General features: G+C 66.9%; 18 protein-coding genes. 13 read left to right on the top strand and 5 right to left on the bottom strand.

Going from position 1 to position 21,062, the window contains the following annotated elements; translation table 11 throughout:
- The first annotated feature begins 74 nt into the window (after positions 1-74).
- Genes D578_RS0103015 through D578_RS0102980 form a run of 8 tightly spaced genes read left to right on the top strand, consistent with a single transcriptional unit; the run spans position 75 to position 8,991 of the window.
- A complete protein-coding gene (locus D578_RS0103015) occupies positions 75-1,208 on the top strand; it encodes a bifunctional tRNA (adenosine(37)-C2)-methyltransferase TrmG/ribosomal RNA large subunit methyltransferase RlmN (protein ID WP_018948518.1) in 1,134 nt (377 codons plus the stop codon).
- Complete coding sequence (pilW, locus tag D578_RS0103010) at positions 1,205-1,975, top strand: type IV pilus biogenesis/stability protein PilW (protein WP_018948517.1); 771 nt, start codon at positions 1,205-1,207, stop codon at positions 1,973-1,975. Before D578_RS0103015 ends, pilW begins: the two co-directional genes overlap by 4 nt.
- Positions 1,972-3,129, top strand: a complete 1,158-nt coding sequence (locus tag D578_RS0103005) for a helix-turn-helix domain-containing protein (RefSeq protein WP_018948516.1) — start codon at positions 1,972-1,974, stop codon at positions 3,127-3,129. Before pilW ends, D578_RS0103005 begins: the two co-directional genes overlap by 4 nt.
- Before the next feature lie 46 nt (positions 3,130-3,175).
- Positions 3,176-4,465 carry a histidine--tRNA ligase gene (gene hisS, locus D578_RS0103000; RefSeq protein ID WP_018948515.1) on the top strand — a complete coding sequence of 430 codons (1,290 nt, stop codon included), beginning with the start codon at positions 3,176-3,178 and terminating at the stop codon, positions 4,463-4,465.
- A gap of 8 nt (positions 4,466-4,473) precedes the next feature.
- Complete coding sequence (locus D578_RS0102995; protein WP_018948514.1) at positions 4,474-5,088, top strand: tetratricopeptide repeat protein; 615 nt, start codon at positions 4,474-4,476, stop codon at positions 5,086-5,088.
- Positions 5,089-5,133: 45 nt separating this feature from the next.
- Positions 5,134-6,294, top strand: a complete 1,161-nt coding sequence (gene bamB / locus D578_RS0102990) for an outer membrane protein assembly factor BamB (protein WP_018948513.1) — start codon at positions 5,134-5,136, stop codon at positions 6,292-6,294.
- A 49-nt stretch (positions 6,295-6,343) separates the two neighbouring features.
- A complete protein-coding gene (gene der / locus D578_RS0102985; RefSeq protein WP_018948512.1) occupies positions 6,344-7,795 on the top strand; it encodes a ribosome biogenesis GTPase Der in 1,452 nt (483 codons plus the stop codon).
- 35 nt (positions 7,796-7,830) lie between these two features.
- The gene (locus D578_RS0102980) at positions 7,831-8,991 is read left to right on the top strand and encodes an aminotransferase class I/II-fold pyridoxal phosphate-dependent enzyme (RefSeq protein ID WP_026289145.1); all 1,161 of its coding nucleotides are present in this window, start codon (positions 7,831-7,833) and stop codon (positions 8,989-8,991) included.
- Positions 8,992-9,015: 24 nt separating this feature from the next.
- Here the strand turns inward: D578_RS0102980 and D578_RS0102975 are convergent, their stop codons facing one another.
- Together D578_RS0102975 and D578_RS0102970 are read right to left on the bottom strand one after the other, a co-directional pair.
- Entirely contained in the window at positions 9,016-10,389 is a 1,374-nt protein-coding gene (locus D578_RS0102975; protein WP_018948510.1) for a sodium-dependent transporter, read from the bottom strand.
- Between the two features lie 3 nt (positions 10,390-10,392).
- Complete coding sequence (locus D578_RS0102970) at positions 10,393-12,030, bottom strand: alpha-D-glucose phosphate-specific phosphoglucomutase (protein ID WP_018948509.1); 1,638 nt, start codon at positions 12,028-12,030, stop codon at positions 10,393-10,395.
- Positions 12,031-12,458: 428 nt separating this feature from the next.
- Between D578_RS0102970 and D578_RS0102965 the strand changes: the two genes are divergently transcribed.
- On the top strand, positions 12,459-12,944 hold the full coding sequence (locus D578_RS0102965) for a DUF1249 domain-containing protein (protein WP_026289144.1): 486 nt from the start codon (positions 12,459-12,461) through the stop codon (positions 12,942-12,944).
- 44 nt (positions 12,945-12,988) lie between these two features.
- Here D578_RS0102965 and D578_RS0102960 read toward each other — a convergent pair whose 3' ends face one another.
- Both D578_RS0102960 and D578_RS0102955 read right to left on the bottom strand, forming a co-directional pair.
- Positions 12,989-15,124, bottom strand: a complete 2,136-nt coding sequence (locus tag D578_RS0102960; RefSeq protein WP_018948507.1) for a bifunctional diguanylate cyclase/phosphodiesterase — start codon at positions 15,122-15,124, stop codon at positions 12,989-12,991.
- A gap of 28 nt (positions 15,125-15,152) precedes the next feature.
- Positions 15,153-17,279: an HDOD domain-containing protein gene (locus D578_RS0102955; RefSeq protein ID WP_018948506.1), complete on the bottom strand. Its 2,127-nt coding sequence runs from the start codon at positions 17,277-17,279 to the stop codon at positions 15,153-15,155.
- A 210-nt stretch (positions 17,280-17,489) separates the two neighbouring features.
- Between D578_RS0102955 and D578_RS0102950 the strand changes: the two genes are divergently transcribed.
- Positions 17,490-18,929 carry a MinD/ParA family protein gene (locus D578_RS0102950; protein ID WP_018948505.1) on the top strand — a complete coding sequence of 480 codons (1,440 nt, stop codon included), beginning with the start codon at positions 17,490-17,492 and terminating at the stop codon, positions 18,927-18,929.
- A 22-nt stretch (positions 18,930-18,951) separates the two neighbouring features.
- Here the strand turns inward: D578_RS0102950 and D578_RS15240 are convergent, their stop codons facing one another.
- Positions 18,952-19,128 (bottom strand): PLDc N-terminal domain-containing protein, encoded by a 177-nt coding sequence (locus D578_RS15240; protein ID WP_018948504.1) that lies wholly within the window; start codon positions 19,126-19,128, stop codon positions 18,952-18,954.
- A 158-nt stretch (positions 19,129-19,286) separates the two neighbouring features.
- On the opposite strand from D578_RS15240, the gene D578_RS0102940 reads away from it, so the two are divergent.
- From D578_RS0102940 to D578_RS0102930, 3 genes are all read left to right on the top strand, one after another.
- Positions 19,287-19,736, top strand: a complete 450-nt coding sequence (locus tag D578_RS0102940; RefSeq protein WP_018948503.1) for a YaiI/YqxD family protein — start codon at positions 19,287-19,289, stop codon at positions 19,734-19,736.
- A gap of 484 nt (positions 19,737-20,220) precedes the next feature.
- Positions 20,221-20,595, top strand: a complete 375-nt coding sequence (locus D578_RS0102935) for a hypothetical protein (RefSeq protein WP_018948502.1) — start codon at positions 20,221-20,223, stop codon at positions 20,593-20,595.
- Positions 20,596-20,643: 48 nt separating this feature from the next.
- Positions 20,644-20,970 carry a non-heme iron oxygenase ferredoxin subunit gene (locus D578_RS0102930; RefSeq protein ID WP_018948501.1) on the top strand — a complete coding sequence of 109 codons (327 nt, stop codon included), beginning with the start codon at positions 20,644-20,646 and terminating at the stop codon, positions 20,968-20,970.
- Positions 20,971-21,062: the final 92 nt, after the last annotated feature.

Below are 21,062 nucleotides of genomic sequence, written 5' to 3'. Positions count from 1 at the left end.
CGCACACCGGGCCCCGTAGGCAGGCATCCCTTCGGCACAGTACACTAGGGGACTTGAGCCAACCGGTCCCTGTTATGGCACACGCATCCTCCACCCCCCTGAATCTCCTGGGCTACAGCCACCAACAGCTCGTCGAGCTGCTGGCGCAGTGGGGTGAGCCGCGTTTTCGTGCCACCCAGCTGGTCAAATGGATCCATCAGCGCGGGGTCACCGATTTCGAGCAGATGACCGACGTATCGCGCAAGCTGCGCGATCGCCTGGTGCGCGAGACCGAGATCCGCGTGCCCGAGATCGGTCTGGAAAAGGCCTCCTCCGACGGCACCGTCAAATGGGTGCTGCGGCTCCCCGACGGCAATGCCATCGAGACCGTCTTCATCCCCGAGGGCGGGCGCGGCACGCTGTGCATCTCCTCCCAGGTCGGTTGTGCGCTCGACTGCACCTTCTGCTCCACGGCGCAACAGGGCTTCAACCGCAATCTGACCAGTGCCGAGATCATCGGTCAGGTATGGCTGGCCATGCAGCGCCTCCCGGCGCCGGAAGGCCGCAAGCGGGCGGTCAGCAACGTGGTCCTGATGGGTATGGGCGAGCCGCTGGCCAATTTCGATGCGGTGGTCCCGTCCTGTCAGTTAATGACCGACGACAATGCCTACGGTCTCAGCCGGCGGCGCGTAACCCTTTCGACTTCCGGCCTGGTCCCGGCCCTGGATCGCCTGAGTGAGCACACCGATGTCGCGCTGGCCGTGAGCCTGCACGCCCCAAACGACGCCCTGCGCGACCGTCTGGTGCCGATCAACCGCAAGTACCCGCTCGCCGCGCTGCTGGACAGCTGCCGCCGCTACGTGGAGGCGACCGATGCCCACAGCGGTGTGACTTTCGAATATGTCCTGCTGGCCGACGTGAACGACCAGCCCGAGCACGCCAATGAGCTTGCCGGGCTGTTGCGTGGCATTCCCGGCAAGATCAACCTGATCCCGTTCAACCCGTTCCCGGGGGCGCCGTTCGAACGCCCGTCGGAGGCCACCGTGCTGGCCTTTGAGCGGCGCCTGCAGAAGGCCGGCTACGTGACGACCGTCCGGCGCACCAGGGGCGATGACATCGATGCCGCCTGCGGGCAGTTGGTAGGGCAGGTCGAGGATCGAACCAATCGTGGCATGCGCATGTTCCGCCTGCATGCCGAGTTGCCACAGACGGATCGGAGGGCTTCATGACTGGACGCGCAGGTTTGCGCCTGGCCGGGGTTCTGACCCTGGCGCTGCTGCTGGGTGGCTGTGCCGCCACGGCCGATCGACCGGTGTCCGGCGAACGCGAGAATGCCGCCGAGGTGCATGCGGAACTGGGCATCGGGTATCTTCGCGAGGGTGAGTTCGAACAGGCCGAGCGCAACCTGCGTCGGGCGCTGGATTATGACCCCGGCTATGTCCTCGCCAATATCGGCATGGCAGCCATCTACGAGCGCAAGGACCAGCTGGGCCGCGCCGAGGAACACTATCGCCGGGCCCTGCGGCGCGACGAGGACAATCCCTTTGCGCAGACCAATCTGGGCGCATTGCTTTGCGCCCGCGAGGACTTCGACGAGGCTCAGGAGCTGTTTGCCAAGGCGATTAAAAACCCGGATTACGATCGCCGCGACATCGCCCATATGAACTCCGGCGTCTGTCACGCCGACGCGGGTGATGCCGAGGAGGCCGAGCGGCAGTTGCGCCGGGCGCTGGAACTCAATCCGCAGTATCCCCGCGCGCTTCTGGAGATGGCCCGGCTGACCTATCAGGGCGACCGGCCGATGCAGACGCGGGCCTTCCTGCAGCGACTGGACAGCCAGGGGGTCGAAAATGCCGAGACCCTGCTTCTTTGCTATCAGGCCGAACGCGCGCTGGGCAACAGCCGAGCGGCCAATGCCTGTGCCGAACGCCTGAGTCGTCATCACCCGGACAGCGACGAGATGACCGAGCTGCGCCGACTGGAGCGTGAAGGGTGAGCGATCCACGCGACAAGGAACCGGGCCTGGGGCGGGTCGAGGACGTCGATGATTCAACGAACAATGTCGCCTCCCTGCGCACTGAAGGTACGGACCCCGATCCGGAGCCGTCGTTCTCCGCGGCGCATGGCCTGACCACCCGGGACCACCGGGAGGAATCCGGACCGGAGGCGGCCCGGGGTGAGGACGAGCCCGGGGCCAGTCTGCGTCGGGCGCGCGAGGCGGCCGGTCTGGACACCGCGACCCTGGCCAGCCGCATCCACCTCGGGCGCGGCACCCTGGAAGACCTGGAAGCCAATCGCTTTCACCACATGCCACCGGCTTACGTGCGTGGGTATCTGCGCTCCTGCGCACGGGAACTGGGCGTGGACGCGGATCCGTGGATTCAGTCCTTCGAGAGCCACGGGATGGTCGATCCCGAACTCCGGGCGGTCGCAACGCCTTCCGCGCGCGGCCGTCAGCGGCGGCGCGGGCGCGGCATCTACTGGCTCGCCTTGCTCTTGGCCGTGATCCTCCTGGGACTTGGGGTCTACGCCTGGAGCGAGCGCACGGACACACCCGGGTGGCCGTCACTGAATCTGGGCGATGCGCGGGATTCCGTCCCGGGCCTCGCCGGTACGCAGACCCCGGACGCCGAAGGACGCATCCCGTCGATTACCGAGAGCCCCGATCCGGCGCCCGATACGCCCGCGCCGGAGGTTCTCCCGGAGGGCGCCCAGCCTGAGCCGGCGGGTGCCGAAGAATCGGCCGGCGTCCCGGAAGCAGCCTCGGAATCCACCGTACCGGCGGAGGCCCTGGCCGTGCCGGAAGAGCCGGTCACGCCAGAGGCCCCCGCGCGGGCCGAAAGCGAAACCTCACTGGATGCCGCCCCGGTGATCGAGACTTCCGGTGAAAGTCCGGCGGCGGGTGAGGGCGCGCAACTGGTGCTGGAGTTCGGCGAGACCTCCTGGGTGGAGATCCGCGACGCCGCCGACGAGGTGGTTTTGACCGGCGTGCTCAGTTCGGGTGACCGCGAGGAGATTCGCCTCGACCTGCCTGGCCGGGTGATCCTGGGCAACGCGTCCGGGGTCTCGCTGACGCTGGATGGAGAGCCGGTAGACGTCGAGACGCATATCCGGAGCGACCGCACCGCGCGCTTCGATCTGGAAGGCTGAACCCGGGTCTTTCCGGCAGGCCATCACGTACAAACAAAAAGACACCATGAAAGCGATCAAGTCGATCCGCGGGATGCATGACATCCTGCCCGAGTCCATTCATGTCTGGCAGCATCTGGAAGCCACCCTGCGCGAGGTTGTGGAGGGCTACGGCTACCACGAGATCCGCATGCCGATCGTGGAGGCGACCGAGCTGTTCAAGCGCTCCATCGGCGATGTGACGGATATCGTCGAGAAGGAGATGTACACCTTCGACGACCGCAATGGCGACAGCCTGAGCCTGCGCCCGGAAGGCACCGCGAGTTGCGTGCGCGCGGGGATCCAGCACGGTTTGCTGCACAACCAGGTGCAGCGGCTTTGGTACCTGGGGCCGATGTTCCGCCATGAGCGCCCGCAGAAGGGGCGCTACCGCCAGTTCCACCAGGTTGGGGTCGAGGTGTTCGGCCTGCCGGGGCCGGATGTCGACGCCGAGATGCTGGCGATGACCGCACGGCTGTGGCGCATGCTCGGGCTCTCGAACGTGCGCCTCGAGCTGAACACGCTGGGAACCCCGGAAAGCCGGCAGCGCTACCGCGACCACCTGATCGCCTATTTCGAGCAGCATCGTGACGCCCTGGACGAGGAGGCGCAGCGCCGGCTCTATGACAATCCGATGCGCATCCTCGACAGCAAGCACCCGGATACCCGCGAAGTGGTCGCGCAGGCCCCCAGTCTGATGGATGATCTGGACGCTGAGTCGCGCGCCCATTTCGACGGACTGTGCGCGCATCTGGATGCGCTGGGCATCGCGTACGAGCACAACCCGCGCCTGGTGCGTGGGCTCGATTACTATACGCATACGGTATTCGAGTGGATCACCGAGGATCTTGGTGCCCAGGGCACGGTCTGCGCCGGCGGGCGCTACGACGGCCTGGTCGAACAGCTCGGTGGCCGTGGCACCCCGGCGATCGGGATGGCGATGGGCCTGGAGCGGCTGGTCGCGCTGCTGGAGGCGCGCGAAGACGCCCCGGCAGCGCCGGGTCCGGATGCCTACCTGATCGTCGGCGGCGACGAACTGGTCGGCCCGGCACTGCAACTGGCGGACCAGCTGCGTGGCGAATTGCCGGGGCTGCGCCTGGTCCAGCATTGTGGTGGCGGCAGCTTCAAGTCGCAGATGAAACGTGCCGATCGGCTGGGGGCGCACTATGCCCTGGTGCTCGGAAGTGACGAGCTGGCCGCGGGCACCGTCACGGTGAAGCCGTTAAGATCGCAGGGCGGCGAGCAGGTGGCCGTCGACCGTGCAGCCCTCGCAGGCCATCTGCGTACGGCCCTGCAAGTGCAGTCAACGCAAGGATAGAGAACACGATGAGTTATCTCACCGACGAAGAAAAAGCCGAACGCATCAAGCAGTGGTGGGCGGACAACGGCATGGCGATTGTGGCCGGCCTGGTTCTCGGGGTCGGCGGCCTGTTCGGCTGGAACTGGTGGAGCGATCGCGAGGAATCGCGCGCCCAGGTGTCCTCCGAGATGTATCAGGCCCTGCAGGTCGCCGGCCAGACCGGCCAGACTGATCGCGCGCTGGAACTGGCCGACGCGGTGATCGAACAGGGACGGGGTACGCCCTACCGCGCGCTCGCCTGGGTCTACCGGGCCGATGTAGCGATCGCGCAGGACGACACCGACACCGCGATCGACGCCCTGCAGGCGGCGCGCGACGCTGCCCCCGATCGTGGGTATCGCGAGGTGCTGACCCTGCGTCTTGCGCGCCAGATGATCCTGGCCGAGCGGCTGGATGACGCCGAGGCGACCCTGGCCGATGTTCGCAGCGTTGCCTTCACGGGGCTGAAGCGCGAGCTCGAAGGGGACCTGGCCCGCGCCCACGGGGATCGCGAGCGTGCGCGCGAGCATTACGAGGCTGCACTGGACGCGGGGCACGGCCCCGAGTACCTGCGTCTGAAATACGAAGAACTTTCTGTCTAGAGGACCCGTCGCCTGATGTCTGTGCCTTCCCTTGCGAGTCCGGTCGTGCGCCTGCTGATTGCCAGCGCGCTGATCCTGTCCCTGAGCGCCTGCGGTCTGTGGTCGCGCGATACCACCGAGCCGCCGGCGGACCTGCCGGAGTTCGAGGCCGAGGGGCAGCCGGAACGGCTGTGGTCGCGCTCGGTGGGCAGCGGCGGCGAGCGCTTCCTGTGGCAGATCTACCCCGGCATCGCCGAGGACCTGGTGGTGATGAGCGACGCCTCCGGGCGGGTCTCCGGCCTGAATCCCGAAGGCGGCAGCCAGCGCTGGCAGGTGCGCCTGGATGATGCCCGGGTCTCCGCGGGGGTCGGCGTCGGTGACGGCCTCGCCGTGGTCGGCACGCTGGACGGCTACGCCATCGGCGTGGATCTGGGCGGCGATGGCGAACGCTGGCGTGCCGCGCTCTCCAGCGAGGTGCTGGCAGTCTCGGATGTGTCCGGTGGCCTGGTCATTGTGCGCACCAACGACGGGCGCATCCATGCCCTGGACGCCGATTCCGGCGCCACCCAGTGGACCGCGCTGCGCACCACGCCCTCGCTGAGCCTGCGCGGGGCCCAGCGCCCGCAGATCACCTCCGGCCGTGTGCTGGCCGGGTTCGACAACGGCCGCCTGCTGATGCTGGGGCTCAACCGTGGCAACGTGCTTTGGGAGACCACCCTGGGCGTCCCGACCGGGCGCACGGAAGTCGAGCGCATGGTGGATCTGGACGGGCATATCCCGATGTATCGCGGCGCTGCCATTGCGGCCACCTACCAGGGAAGGCTCGCGGCGCTGGATCTCAACTCCGGCGAGATCTTCTGGGTCCGTGACTTTTCTTCCTATCAAGGCGGGGATGTGGATACGAGTTCCGATGTCCTGGTCGTGACCGATGCCGAGAGCCACCTGTGGGGCCTGCAGCCCCGCAGTGGTGGTGACCTGTGGCAGATGGATGGCCTGCGCCTGCGCGGTGTGACCGCGCCGGTGGTGGTCGGCCAGCACGCCATCGTCGGTGATTACGAGGGCTACCTGCACTGGATCGATGTCGAGGACGGACGCATTGTCGCCCGCCTGCGCGCCGGCTCCGGCTCCGTAGTCACGCGTCCGACCCTGGTGAACGGGACGCTGTATGTCGTCACCGACAATGGACAATTGACCGCGGTGAACCCTTCGATCCGGGGTGACGAGTGAGCCACAAGATGTCCGGACGCCGGATTATGCGCGCAGGTCGCGGTTCCCGATGATCCCGGTTATCGCCCTGATCGGTCGCCCGAATGTCGGCAAGTCCACGCTGTTCAACCAGCTCACGCGCTCGCGCGATGCCCTGGTGGCCGATGTCGCCGGGCTGACGCGCGATCGCCAGTACGGCATTGGCAAGGTCGGCGATTTTCCCTATCTGGTGGTGGACACCGGTGGGCTCTCGGGCGAGGGCGCGGAGATGGACCGCGCGATGGCCGAACAGACCCAGCGCGCGGTGGCCGAAGCGGATCATGTGCTGTTCATGGTGGATGCTCGTGACGGCCTGACGCCGCAGGATCAGGCGATTGCCGATCAGCTGCGCGGCGCCGGTGTAAAGGCGCGTGTCGTGGTGAACAAGACCGATGGCCTGGATGCCGATACCGTCAGTGCCGAGTTCTACGCCCTCGGGCTGGGGCAGGTGACCTCCATTGCCGCAGCACACGGGCGCGGCGTACAGGGCCTGATGCAGGCGGTGCGCAAGGACGTGGCGGCCGCGCGCCGGGCGGCCAGTGAAGATGCCGGAGACGACGAGGCCGCCAGTGACGGCCTCGACGAAGCCTCGCAGCAGGCGGCGCTGGATGACTGGCCGGGTATTCGCGTGGCGATCGTCGGGCGCCCCAACGTCGGCAAGTCGACCCTGGTGAATCGCATCCTGGGCGACGAGCGCGTGGTGGCCACGGAGGTGGCCGGCACCACCCGCGACAGCATCTTTGTCCCGTTCGAGCGCGACGGTCAGGAGTACACCCTGATCGACACCGCCGGCGTGCGCCGCCGCGGCCGGGTCCACGAGGTGATCGAGAAATTCAGCGTCATCAAGACGCTGCAGGCGATCGAGTCCGCCCACGTGGTGGTCCTGGTGGTGGATGCCCATGCCGGCCTGTCGGATCAGGATTCCCACCTGCTGGGGATGGTGATCGAGGCCGGGCGCTCGCTGGTGCTGGCCGTGAACAAGTGGGATGGCCTGGACGACCACGCGCGCGAACGCATCCGCGACGAGATGGACCGGCGCCTGGGCTTTGTCGATTTTGCCCGCATGCGCCTGATCTCGGCCTTGCACGGCACCAATGTCGGGCACCTGCTGGACGACGTGTGCGAGGCCCACGCCAGTGCCTTCCGCAAGATGTCCACGCCGGAGCTCACGCGCCTGCTGGAGGCCGCGGTGGCCGAGCATGCGCCGCCGATGATCAGCGGGCGGCGGATCAAGTTGCGCTACGCGCACCAGGGTGGCCAGAACCCGCCGGTGATCGTGATCCACGGCAATCAGACCGACGCGCTTGCCGGGAGCTACAAGCGTTACCTGGAAAACTTCTTCCGCAAGCAGCTCAAGCTGGTCGGGACACCGTTGCGGCTCGAATTCCGCTCCGGGCGCAATCCCTATGCGGGCCGGCGCAACAAGCTCACCCCGAGGCAGCAGTACAAGCGCAAGCGCCTGATGCGGCACGTGCGCCGCTGATCGCAACCGTGGTCCCGGGACATCCCGACAACCCGATTCGTGATCCGGCGCTGTCCGGCTTCGCCGAGGTGGTGGAGCCGTTTCGGGTGATGGACATCCTGGCACGGGCCCAGGCGGCCGAGCGCGCCGGGCGCGACATCATTCACCTGGAGGTGGGGGAGCCGGACTTTCCGACGCCGCCCCCGGTGATCGCGGCCGGCCGCGCCGCGCTGGCAGAGGGGGATACCCGCTACACCCCGGCGCACGGGACCCAGGCCCTGCGCGAGGCGATCGCCGCCGACTACCAGCGGCGTCACGGGGCCGAAGTGGATCCGGACCGCATCGTGATTACGGCCGGGGCCTCCGCAGCCATCCTGCTGGCGCTGGCGGCGGGGGTGAACCCGGGCGAGGAAGTCCTGCTGCCGGACCCCGGCTATGCCTGCAACCGCCAGTTCGTCGCCGCGCGCGGTGCGCCCCCCGTGGGCTTGCCCGTCCAGGCCGAACATGCCTTCCAGCCGACTGCCGAGTCGATCGCCGCCGCGTGGGGCGCCAATACCCGTGCGGTGCTGTTGGGGTCGCCGGCGAACCCGACCGGGACCTGCCTGTCGCGTGATCGGCTGGCTGCGATCGTCGAGGTCGTGCGCGAGCGCGGAGGCCTGGTGATCATGGACGAGATCTACGCCCAGATCGTCTTCGATACCCCGGAGCCCAGTGCCGCGGCCGACTTCCCCGATGTGGTGGTGATCAACTCGTTCTCCAAGTACTTCGCCATGACTGGCTGGCGCCTCGGCTGGATGGTCGTGCCGGAGACCTGGGTAGACCCGGTGCGGCGCCTGGCACAGAACCTGTTTGTGGCCCCGGCCAGCATGGCCCAGACCGCGGCGCTGGCGGCCTTTGCGCCCGAGACCGAGGCGTTGCTGCAATCTCGGGTGCGCGAGCTGAAAGGCCGCCGGGACGTGCTGCTGGAGGCGCTTCCGGGGCTCGGGCTGGAGGTCCAGGCGCGGCCGCAGGGCGCGTTCTACATCTATGCCGACTGTACCGCCCACGGCCCGGACTCCGAGGCCCTTTGCGCGCGCGTCCTGGACACGGCCGGTGTGGCCCTGACGCCGGGGACGGATTTCAGCCCCAGCCGGGGTCGGGACTACCTGCGCATCGCCTACACCCAGTCCGAGTCCCGCCTGCGCGAGGCCGTCGAGCGCCTGCGGGGCTTGCTGTAATCCCCCTGGCCCCACTCGGTCGGGCTATATCCAACCGGCCAGGTTCAACAGGAGTGCACCGAGTCCGATCGGCGCAACATAGCGGAGCACGAAGCGCCAGATGGTGAACGCGAAGGGGGCCAGGGCGAGCTCGTCGCGGGCCACGCGGGTATGCACAACCCAGCCGGCAAATACCGCGATCAACAGGCCCCCCAACGGGAGCAGCAGGTTGATGGCCACGTGTTCGATGGCGTGGTACAGCGTCGGGATCTCGCGGCCCAGCAGGGTGATGTCGAGACGCGCCCAGGCTGCGCCGCTGAACGAAAACACGCTGGCCAGGCTCAGCAGCCAGACCGCGCCGCCACACACCAGGACGGCGAGCACGCGTGACGCATGCAGGCGCTCGTGGAACAGGTGCACGAAGGCCTGAACGTTCGTGATCATGGTGCTGAATGCGGCCAGGCTCAGGGTGGCGAAGAACAGGGTCGTCATCAGGACGCCGGCCGGCACGGCCGCCAGTGCCAGCGGCAGGGTCTGAAACATCAGCCCGGGGCCTTCGGCCGGGTCGAGCCCGAAACCGAACACGATGGGGAAGATCGCCAGCCCCGCGATCAGGGCGACCGCCGTATCTGCCAGTGCCACGCCAATGGCAGTGCGGCCGATGGACGTGTGCTGCGGCAGGTAGGCGCCGAACATCATCAGCACGCCGGAGGCCAGTGTCATGGTGAAGAACGCATGGCCCGCCGCAATCAGCACGCCGTGCGGGGTCAGGGCGGAGAAGTCCGGTCGCAGCAGGAAGTCCAGGGCTTGCCGGGGTTCCCCGATCCACCAGGCGCTGGCCAGCGCGGTCAGGAGCAGGATCAGCAGCACCGGCATCAGCACATGCAGCCAGCGTTCCAGCCCCTGGCGAAGCCCCAGGGCGACGATGCCGAAGGCGAGGGTGACGGCGAGGGTGCTCCAGGCGAGCATCTCGGTGGGTGAGGCGGTCATTGCGGCGAACAGCCCCGCCACCTTGTCGCCGTCGGCCCCGGCAAAGGCGCCTGTGGCGGCCTTGTGGACGTAGGAGAAGGCCCAGCCGGTGATCACTACGTAGAAGCTCATGATCAGGAAGGCGGAGAACAGGCCCAGCCAGCCGACCAGTTGCCACAGGTCGTGGGCGCCGCTCTCGCGAGCCACTTCGCGGGCCGCGTAGCCAGGCGAGCGGCGGCCCCGGCGACCGATCATGACCTCCGCCATCATGATTGGTACGCCGATCAGGACGATGCAGCCGAGGTAGACCACGAGAAACGCGCCACCCCCGTTCTGGCCGAGGATGTAGGGAAACTTCCACACGTTCCCCAGCCCCACCGCCGAGGCTGTCGCCGCGAGGAAGAAGGCATAGCTGTGGCTCCAGCGCTGCGCAGTGGCAGTGATGGTCATCTATCAGGTGATGACGTCGGGCTTCTCGCGGCGGGTCAGGCCGGGGATATCGCCCAGGCGGGAGGCGGCGTCGATCAGGGGTCCCAGGAGTTCCTGGGGATCGGCATCGAGGTGCTCGGGATGGGTCTCGTGCTGCTCGATATACAGGCGCAGGGTGGCACCCTCGGTGCCGGTGCCGGACAGCCGGAACACGATGCGGGCACCGCTCTCGAACAGTACCCGCAGACCCTGGTGCTCGGTCAGGCTGTTGTCCACCGGGTCGCGGTAGGCGAAGTCGTCCGCCTGGGCGACGCGCATGCCGGCCAGGGACTGGCCCGGCAGTACCGAGAGCTGCTCGCGGATGCGCGCCATGACCTGTTCGGCGCGTTCGCTCTCCACGGCCTCGTAGTCGTGGCGGGTGTAGTAGTGGCGGCCGTACTGGCGCCAGTGATCACGCACGATCTCCTCGACCGACTGGCGGCGCACGGCCAGCAGGTTCAGCCAGAACAGCACGGCCCACAGGCCGTCCTTCTCGCGTACGTGATCGGAACTGGTGCCAAAGCTCTCTTCGCCGCACAGGCGGATGCGCCCGTCGTCCAGCAGGTTGCCGAAGAATTTCCAGCCGGTGGGGGTCTCGAAACAGGGGAGGTCCAGCTTTTCCGCGACCACATCCACGGCCTGGCTGGTGGGCATGCTGCGGGCCACGCCCTTCAGGCCGTCGGCGAACGCCGGGATGTGATGGGCATTGGCGGCCATGATGGCGAGGCTGTCCGACGGCGTGACGAAGAACCGGCGCCCGAGGATCATGTTGCGGTCGCCGTCGCCGTCCGAGGCGGCCCCGAAATCCGGGGCGTCGCGGCCGAACAGGGCCTCGCTCAATTCGCGCGCATGGGAAAGATTCGGGTCCGGGTGACGGCCACCGAAGTCGGCCAGCGGTTCCGCGCGCAGGATGGTGTCGGCCGGGGCCCCGAGGCGGTTGACCAGGATCTCTTCGGCGTACGGGCCGGTGACCGCGTGCATGGCATCGAAGCGCATGCGGAAGTGGTCGGATCGCAACAGTTCGCCGATGCGGTCGAAGTCGAACAGCGTGGCCATGTAGTCGGCGTAGGTGCCCACGGGATCGACGACCTCGACGTCCATGTCGCCCATCTGTACTGCGTGTAGATGATCGATGTCTACATGCTCTGCGCCGTTGGCGATGCGGTAATGGCTGATGCGGGTGCTCTGCTCGAAGATTGCGTCGGTCACCGAGTGCGGGGCCGGGCCACCGTTGGCGGTGTTGAGCTTGACGCCGAAATCCCCCTCCGGCCCGCCCGGGTTGTGGGAGGCGGACAGGATCAGGGCGCCCGTGGCCCCACGTGACCGAATCAGGTACGAGGCGGCCGGCGTGGACAGCAGCCCACCATGCCCGATGGCGACCTTCTGCACGCCGTTGGCTACGGCCATGCGCAGGATGGTCTGGATCGCCTCGCGATTGTGGAAGCGCCCGTCGCCGCCCACCAGCAGTTCGCCGTTCTTCAGGTCCGGGCAGGCATCGAAGACGCTCTGGATGTAGTTCTCCAGATAGTGCCGCTGGCGGAACTGCCGGACGCGCTTGCGCAGACCGGAGGTGCCGGGTTTCTGATCGGGAAAGGGTTGGGTCGTGACGACACTTATGTCCATGGGTCGCTCATCCTTGTTGTCCAGGGAGACGCTGAGCAATGTGCACGCTCGCGCTCGAGTCGATTCTGTGTGCTGACATGGCGTGGTGACAGGCGTGTAGTCGCTCGGCACAAGGGAGCCGTTTTGCAGTCAGCGGGCCCGTTTTCATCAAGCACGGGCGGCCGAGCCCCGTCTTTCGCTGGCTTGTGAGGTTGGTGCCCCGTGTTCCCCAATCCTGTGTTGCGCCTTGATGAGGATGAGAACCGGCCGGTAGCACCACTGCCGGACTGCGTGCCGTGCCGAGTCACGGAGAACATGGACACCACCGCGTGCGTGTACAACATTGCTTGGCACCTCCCCTACCGACGTTACCAAAAAGCCCCGGGGGTGTCCTGCCCTGGATGCGGACAATCGGTGTCCCGCAAAACGGTGCTGTTAGACTGCGCGACATGTTGCTCGAGCGTAAGACCCCATCCCATCTGGAGCCCAGGCCCGAGAGCTTTGCGGCGCTGATGGAGATGTACGAGGAGAACTATCTCGCGCTGCGGCGTTTGTGCCCCGAGCTGGAGCGGCAGCCGTTGCGTTCGGTCTCGCGGGTCGAGGGTGCGCTGGATCTGCACCTGGAGGTGCTGGAGCGCACCCGCTACACGACCACGCTGCACCTGACCTACCAATTCGACCACCAGGGCGAGCGTCGGCAACAGCCGGACATGCGCGTACGCATGTTCCACGATGCGCGGCAGGCGGAGGTGCTGGAACTGCACTGCCGCACGATTGGTGACGGTCGCGCGCCAGAGATGCTGACCGGTCACCCGGGCCTGGTCTGCCGCTGGAGGCATAACCGGTTCCTGTACAAGTGGCTGCGCTACTGCCTGCGCCAGGGGCACCGCTTCCTTGCCGATGCGGCGTCAGAGGTGGTCGCGGCCGATTCGTAGGGAGACGCAAGGGAGTCGCAGCGTCTCCTTCGTTGCCGGGGAGGCTACTGGCAGGTAGCGGGTGCCGCGAATAGGGCATCGTTCTGCAGCAGGATATGCAGTGGCGCCGGCTGGCCGAACAGGAAGCCCTGAATCATCGGGCATTCCAGCTTGCGCAGATAGTCGCGGTGGGCCTCGGTCTCCACCCCTTCGGCGACGATATTCATGTTCAGCCCGCGGGCCATGGAGATGATGGCGTTGACGATGCACGCCTCGTCCTCGCGGCAGATCGTTTGGGTAAAGCTGCGGTCGATCTTGAGCGTGTGGATCGGCAGTTTCTGCAGGTAGCTGAGCGAGGAGTAGCCGGTGCCGAAGTCGTCCACCGCGATTTGCACGCCGGCGGCCCCCAGGCGGTTCAGCTTGTGCACCGTGTCCGGGGTATCGCTCATCAGCAGGTTCTCGGTGATCTCCACCTCCAGCAGGTCGGGCGGGAAGCCCGTCTCGCCCAGGATGCCGAGGAAGTCCTCGACGAAGTCGTCGCGCTCGACCAGCACGGGCGAGAGGTTCACGGCCAGGCGCAGTTCCGGGTGGTCGTCGCGGCTGTGGCGCTGGACTTCGCGGATGGCGGTGCGCAGCGTCAGGCGGTCGAGGTCCACGATCAGGCGCGTTTCCTCGGCGACCGGGATGAACTCGGCCGGGCCCAGCAGCCCGAGTGTGGGGTGGTCCCAGCGGATCAGGGCCTCGACGCCCACCATATGCCCGGTTTCTGTATCCACCTGCGGCTGGTAGAGGATGTGGAACTCGTCGCGCTCGAGCGCGCGGCGCATGTCCTGTTCCAATTGCAGCCGGCGGGGCGGATGGCCGCCCATGTCCGGGCTGTACACGCGGACACCCGTCTTGCCGCTGCTCTTCTCGCGATACATCGCGATATCTGCATTCTTGATCAGGGCCTCGAGGTTGTCGCCGGCATCCGGGTAGATGGCGATGCCGATGCTGGCCCCGACGAACAGCTCCTGGTCGCCGATCTTGAACGGGGCCTGCAGGCTTTCCAGGATCTTGTCGGCTACCTGGATGGCGGCCTCGTTGCTGGCCAGCCCGGGGATCAGCAGGGTGAATTCGTCGCCGCCGAAGCGTGACAGCGTGTCGCCCTTGCGGGTGCAGGCTTGCAGCCGCTGGGCGACCTCCTGCAGCAGGCGGTCGCCCACGGTGTGACCGAGGGAGTCGTTGATCACCTTGAAGCGGTTCAGGTCGATGAACAGCACCGCCAGCTGGGTGCCCGAGCGGTGTGCATGCGAGATGGCCACATCGACCCGGTCGCGGAACAGTGCCCGGTTGGGCAGTCGGGTCAGCAGGTCGTGATAGGCCTGGAAGTTGATGAAGGCCTCGGATTCCTTGCGGTCGGTGATATCCCGTGCCGTGCCGTAGATCAGCGTTTCGCCGTTGTCCGCGTCGTCGCCGTTGCTGGACGGCCATACCGCGACCTCGAAGAAGCGGCGGCTGCGCGAAGGCGTGCCGGGCTTCAGGGCCAGTTCCACCGAGCGGATGTGGGGGTGCTGGCTGGCGGCCTGTTCGAAGAAATATTCCGCCTTGTCGCGATCCTCGGGTTCGACGAGGTCGAATACCGAGCTGTCGATCAGGTCGCGGCGGGCATAGCCCAGGAGCTCGTGTACACGTGAATTGACGAAACGGAAGCGATGGTCGGCGCCGAGAACGAAGACAATATCAGGGGAGTTATTGACGATCACCCGGTGCAGGCGCTCGGACTTCTCCAGGCGGGCCCGCATGGTCCGATTGGTGTCCTCCAGCGCCTTGTGGTGCAGGGCATTGCGGACGGTGGCCAGTAACTCGGCGGGTTCGTAGGGCTTTTTCAGGTAGTCGTGGGCCCCCTCGCGCAGAGCCCCGGCGACATCCTCCACCGTGCTGTTGCCACTGACGACCACGGTGAGAGTCTCGAGCCCGGCGGCTTGCATGAAGCGCAGTACGTCCAGCCCGTCGAGTTCCGGCATGGTGAGGTCGAGCAGCAGCAGGTCGTAGCGCTTTTCGCGCAGGGCCTCGATGGCGGCGCCACCCCCCACGGCCGTCCGGACGGGGTAGCCCTCAATGGTGAGCAGTCCGCGCAGGCTCTCGAGCAGGCCGGGATCGTCATCGGCAATGAGGATTCTGACGGACTGGGGGTCGATCGGCGCGTCGCGTTCGGGCATCGGGGTCTCGTGGTCAGTAGCGAATCATTTACCGCGTCGTCCCTGATGCGCTCGCCAACCCCTGTGATGCGTGGGGCAGTGCGATTTCGAAGCGCGTCCCTGCGCTCCCGCTGGTGAATGAGAGTCCCGCACCGATCTCCTCGGTCAGGCGTTTGACGATGCTGAGCCCCAGCCCGGCATGGCCTGTACCCTTGGTCGATGTCACTGGCGCGAATGCTGCGGCCTGGACCTCGGCAGGGAGCCCGGGCCCCTTGTCCTCCACCGAGAGGGGCACGACCCGGCGGCCGTTCACGGTGGTCGGGGCACGGGTGGAGATGGTGATCTCCCCACCGGACGCCTGGGCCTCGGACGCGTTCTTCAGAAGATTGATGAGGATTTGCCGCAGGTGATCCGCGGGGACCGACAGCGGCGGATCGGAGGGAGTCAGATCCAGGTGCAGGCGGACCTCTCGTGTCCGGCAGAGGGAGCCGTCCACGATATCTGCGACCTGGCGGACCAGCGCATTCAGCGAGGCCGGTCCAGTCTCCTCGTTCCCGGCGGCCTGCGGATCGCGCAGACGCAGCAGGATGCGCCCGACCCGGTCGATTTCGTCCTTGATCAGGCCCAGCTCGTGGCGCGCTTCGTGTTCCTCGCCGAGCTTGTGATTCAGTACGCCCAGGTAGTTCTGGATGATGCTGAGCGGGTTTCCGGCCTCGTGGACCGTGTCGCGGATGCGCTGCTCGGTGGCGTCGTTCAGGGCGTCCGCCGGCTTCGGGGTGGCGACCAGCGCCCGGGCGATCTCGTGTGCGAGGGAGCCGATGAAGTCCGAGCGGGCCTCCAGGGCCTGCGCCTGACTGCGCGTAAGCCCCAGGATCAGCACCCCTGCGGGTTCCTGGCCGTCGGCGAGTAGCGGAAAGCTCCACAGGATTTCGGCCGCGCACAGCCGGAACAGTTGCTGGTCGATCACGGGCAATCTGGCGGCGTTCTCTTCCTCGTGAAGCTGAATCTCGCGATCCAGCAGCGTATCGGTCACCAGGCTGCGCCCGGGTAGCAGCGGCAGGGTGAAATCGGGGGTCTCGTCGTCCTCGACCCAGGCGGCGACGGACTGGTGGTCGTCGTCGATCAGAAACAGCAGGCTGTGGTCTACGCCCAGCGTCAGGTAAAGGGTGCGGCGCGCGGCGGTGCAACGCCCCTGCAGGTCGGCCGCCCGGGCCAGTTCGCCATTCATGCGTTCCAGCTCGGTCAGATCACGCACCCGCCCGGCCAGTGCTCGCTCCGCCGCGTGATCGGTCTCCTCTGGCTTTTGATTCGCCGTGGCCCGGGTGGTGCCCAGGTCGATTTCCAGTGATCCGGCGATTCGCCGCACGTCCTCGGCCACCCGCCCGCGCAACTCGCGCGTAAGTCCTTCGTTCAGGCCGAAAAGGGTGTCTGCTGCGGCCAGGGCGGTGTCGTTGCACCTGGCTGCGGAATCCTGCGCGCCGGAGCCCGGCAGGCAGCCCATTGCATGCGACAGGTTGACCAGCTTGACCAGGTGATGGGCGTCGCGCACGCGTTCGGCCGGTTCCAGGTGGTAGCGCACTGCATCGGCCACGAAGGGGCCCAGTCCCCAGGCCTCGAGGCATTCGCCGCCCAGCTCCCCGTAGTGTTGGCTGTAGGTGGTGCGCTCGGTCTCGATCAGGTGCGGGTCGTCTTCGGCGGCCTGCAGGATGGGCCAGTAGTGACCCTCGTCACCGACCAGGCGGACCAGGCGTCCGATGTCGATCAGCAGCCCGGCGAGGTAGGCCTCCTCCGGGCGCGGATAGCGGGTGAGGGTCGCCAGCACCTGCGCCAGGTTGGCGGTGGTCAGCGCGCGTTGCCAGATGGTGCGCAGGTAGCCGCGATGGCGCGGGCCGAACTCGCCGAACAGCTGCTGGATCGCCGCGGTCAGGGCCAGGCTGCGAACGGTATCCAGGCCCAGGCTGAACAGGGCACGGTCGATCGTTCGGCAGGGGGAACCGCGATAGTAGAAGGGTGAGTTGGCCGCCTGCAGCAGGCGGCTGGACATGCCGGCGTCCTGCAGGATCGCGCGCGTCAGGGACTGGAAATCGGCTTCGTGGGCCTGGGTGGCGTCCAGTACCGGGATGAGCGCCTGGGGCAGGCTCGGTAGACCGTCCGTTGCCGTATTGACGCTCGTCATGCTGCCCCCCCCGGTCGCGTGCAGTTGGCCTGCCGCGCCTTTTGCCCTGTGTGCGTGTCCGGAACCGAAAGTCTGATGCAGTCTGCCGGATCACCACTGGTACCTGACTATACTGAGTGGTATTGCCCCGCGCCACCGAATGGGGTAGACCGACCGTGAGTTCGCCGTCATTCTTTCCCAATGCCGATGAGTGCAATGCAGGAAGCCGCGATGCCCGGTCACAGCGCTTCGACGGATACCCGCTCCGGGGCCGCCGCCCGCCCGCGGGTTCTTGTCGTGGCCAGTGGCAAGGGCGGGGTGGGCAAGTCCAGCATCGCGGTGAACCTGGGGATCACGCTGGCGCGGCGCGGGCGGCGGGTCGGCATCCTGGATGGGGATACCGGCCTCGCCAACGTGAACATCCTGCTGGGGTTGCGCCCGGAACAGGGCCTGGGGGAGGTCCTGGCGGGCGAATGTGGTATCCGCGATATCCTGATGGAAGGGCCGCACGGCCTGAAGATTATCCCCGGCGCCAGTGGCATCCGCGAATACGCGGAGCTCTCCGACGCGCATCAGCAGCGTCTGGTGGAGGAACTGGCGAACATCGAGGCGGATTTCGACGATCTGCTGCTGGATACCGCCGCGGGCATCGGTGATACCACGCTCGATTTCCTCGCGGCCGGGCACCAGGTCCTGCTGGTGCTGACGCCGGAACCGACCTCGCTGACCGATGCATTCTCCCTGCTCAAGCTGGTGTTGCGGCGTCAGGCCCTGGATGTCCGCGTGATCGTCAACATGGTGGCGGATGTCGCCGAGGCCCGCAGCGTCTTCCAGCGGTTTGCCAATGCCGTCGAGAAATACCTGCATACCCGGGTCGAATTTCTCGGCTTCGTCCAGCGCGACGAAAGCCTGCGCTCGGCTGTCACGTTGCAGCACCCGGTCGCCCTGTTCGCCGAGAACGACCCCTCGGCCCGTCCGTTCCAGCGCCTGGCGAATGCCCTGGAAGACAGCCCTCCGCAGGATGACGCGCCCGCGTTCAGCCGTTTCTGGCAGCGTCGTCTGCAGCCGGACAGCCTGGCTGTGAATGCCCATCCAGAGGAGGATGCGGAAGATTCCCACACGGAAGCCCCAGCGCTCGCCGCGGAGCCGCCCGCGGCCAGCCATGCGTCGGAAGGGTCGGGCAGTGACGAGGGTGTCCTCGGCCGATTGCGCGCGGCCTTCGATGCGGCCCTGGACGCCGCCGATCCCGGGACGTTGGCGGCCACATTGGACGCCATGCACGAGCAGTACCGGGCGCGAACGGGCGGCCCTGCAATCGACCTGTTGGCGTTGGTGGAGCAACTGCAGGCCGGTCCGGATGACCATGCCGAGTTGCTGGAGGGACTGCGCGCGCGGCTTGTGCCCGTGAACGATCAGCTCGAGGCCGTACCGGCCGCGGCGGTCAAGCAAGCGGGAGACAGCCGGCGACCCGTGGCCGACGGCCCTCCGCCCGATTTCGGCTGGCAGGGTCGCCGGGACGAGCCGGTCCACGGGGCTGCTCCAGCGCGCTCGGGGGCATGTGTGCAGGCCTATGACTCCGCCCGCTTCGGCCCTCAGGAAGCGCTACTCGAGCGGCTGCGTCAGCGGGACGACGACGCAGCGACCCTCGCGGAGTTCCTGCGACGGATGTGATCGCCTCACGCCCGCGCACGACCTACTTGGGGCCGAGCAGCAGCCAGGCGATCAGGCCCAGAAGCGGCAGGAACAGCAGGATCAGGATCCACACTACCTTCACGACGGGGGTCGCGGGGCTCTGCGCGGTCCGCACGATCGCCCATATGACGATCAACAGCCAGATCAGGCCCAGAATACCGGTGACTTCAATGCCCATGCGATGCTCCTTAAGGTTCAAGCGTGTTGGTTTGCGTCTCCCAAGCTGATAGCACGTGTACCGCCCTGGCGCCACTCCGGATGGCGGGGAAATGTGCCGGGCGCCGCAAACGACTACCCTGCATCCCGTTTATCAGCGAGCTTTCGGGAAGGAGACACATGAAGATCTGGGTCGATGCGGACGCCTGTCCCGCGGTCATCAAGGAGATTCTGTTTCGTGCGGCGAAACGGACGGGGGTTCCGGTCACGCTGGTCGCCAATCAGCCGATGCGCACGCCGTCGTCGAAGCTGATCGACTCGATCCAGGTCGGCGCCGGGTTCGACGTGGCCGACAACGAGATTGTCCGGCGCCTCGCGGCCGGGGACCTGGTCATCACCGCCGACATCCCGCTGGCCGCTGATGTGATCGAGAACGGCGGGCAGGCGCTGAACCCGCGCGGCGAGCTCTACACTCCCGACAACATCCGCGAGCGTCTCAGCATGCGCGACTTCATGGACACGCTGCGCTCCAGTGGGGTCGAGACCGGCGGCCCGGCGGCGCTGGGTCCGCGCGACCGCCAGGCCTTCGGCAATGCCCTGGATCGCTGGCTCGCGCAGAACGTGAAATAGCATCCTCGGTCTGACCGGAGACAACCTACGGAGAGATCACATCTATATGCGTAGCTGGCGGATCAGTTTCAGCGTTTCGTTGGCGAGCTGTACCCAGTCAACATCCGGCGCGGTACTCCGGGATTCCTGCGCACCTGCGATTGAATGGTCCGGCCCAGGGCTGGCAGTCCCCTGTCGGTATTCCTTCGACGAGGACGGGGCGTCGTTCCAGGTCTGCGGGGCCTGGCGATGGTGGCGTGCAGAGTTCACTGGCGGGTCTGTCCTTGTTCGGGGGCGTGGGTGGGGTTCACCTGGCAAGGGTAACGGCGGCCATGCCATCAGCTTGAGCGTGTACCTCCGAACGAAAGCGCTCGTGAAGTTCGACGGGGCCGACTTCGCGCGAATGGATCCGGGTTTCCTTAGGCCCGTCATTCAGGGGTGAATGGGCATGACATGGCGCAGCTTCGGTAGGCTGGAGTCGGATAAGCGGCGGCAGTCGCCGCGAGTGCAACTGGGAGAGAAGATCGTGCAGAAAGGGATCAATGCCGTGTGGCTGGGGTTGGCCATGACCGCCCTGCTGGTCGCCTGCGGGGGCGAGCGCGTATCGCCGGTGACGCTGGAACAGCTGGCCGCGTCGGCGCCGGCGTTCGATGGCGAAATGGTGGAGACCGAGGGTGTCGTGAATCGCTTTGATGATCCGGAGCACTACTGGCTGGAGGACGACGACATCAACCGCGTGTCGGTCACGCCCGGCTCGGCCGTGCGCGATCACCTGGGCGAAAACCTGCGTGTGGTGGGGCGCTTCACCTACCACCCGGAAGAGGGCAGGCAGATCGAGATCGATGCGGCGGCGACTGCGGCCCTGCAGGCGTCTCCATAAGGAGTGCGGCAGACCGACACCCGGAAGTTTCAGAAGCAAGGAGTCGTGATGACGGAATGGATTGACGTAGCCCCGGTGGGGACCATCGAGGATGGCGATCATCGCCTGGTGGAGACCGCGGATACCGAGGTGGCGATCTTTAACCTGGGCGGCGAATACTTCGCGGTGGAGAACCTCTGTACTCACGAGGACGTGCCCATCGCGGATGGCGAGATCGGTGCCGACGACTGCATCACCTGTCCGATGCACGAGGCGCAGTTCTGCCTGCGCACCGGCGCGGTGATGGCGCCGCCGGCCGAGGAACCCCTGACCCGGTTCCCGGCGCGGATCGAGGGCGAAATGGTTCAGGTGGGAACGCAACCGCTCGACGACTGAATGTCTCCCTGTCTGCCGCGGAAACTGTGACGGATGCCCCGTTTTTGTCGCGCCTGTACACTATGGCCCGACTCACGTTGAACTCACGTGAG

The sequence above is a fragment of the Thioalkalivibrio sp. ALMg11 genome, from assembly GCF_000377905.1.
In the GTDB taxonomy this organism is placed as follows: domain Bacteria; phylum Pseudomonadota; class Gammaproteobacteria; order Ectothiorhodospirales; family Ectothiorhodospiraceae; genus Thioalkalivibrio.
Note: the sequence above shows the minus strand (reverse complement) of the source record. Positions and strands in the feature narration are given on the sequence as shown.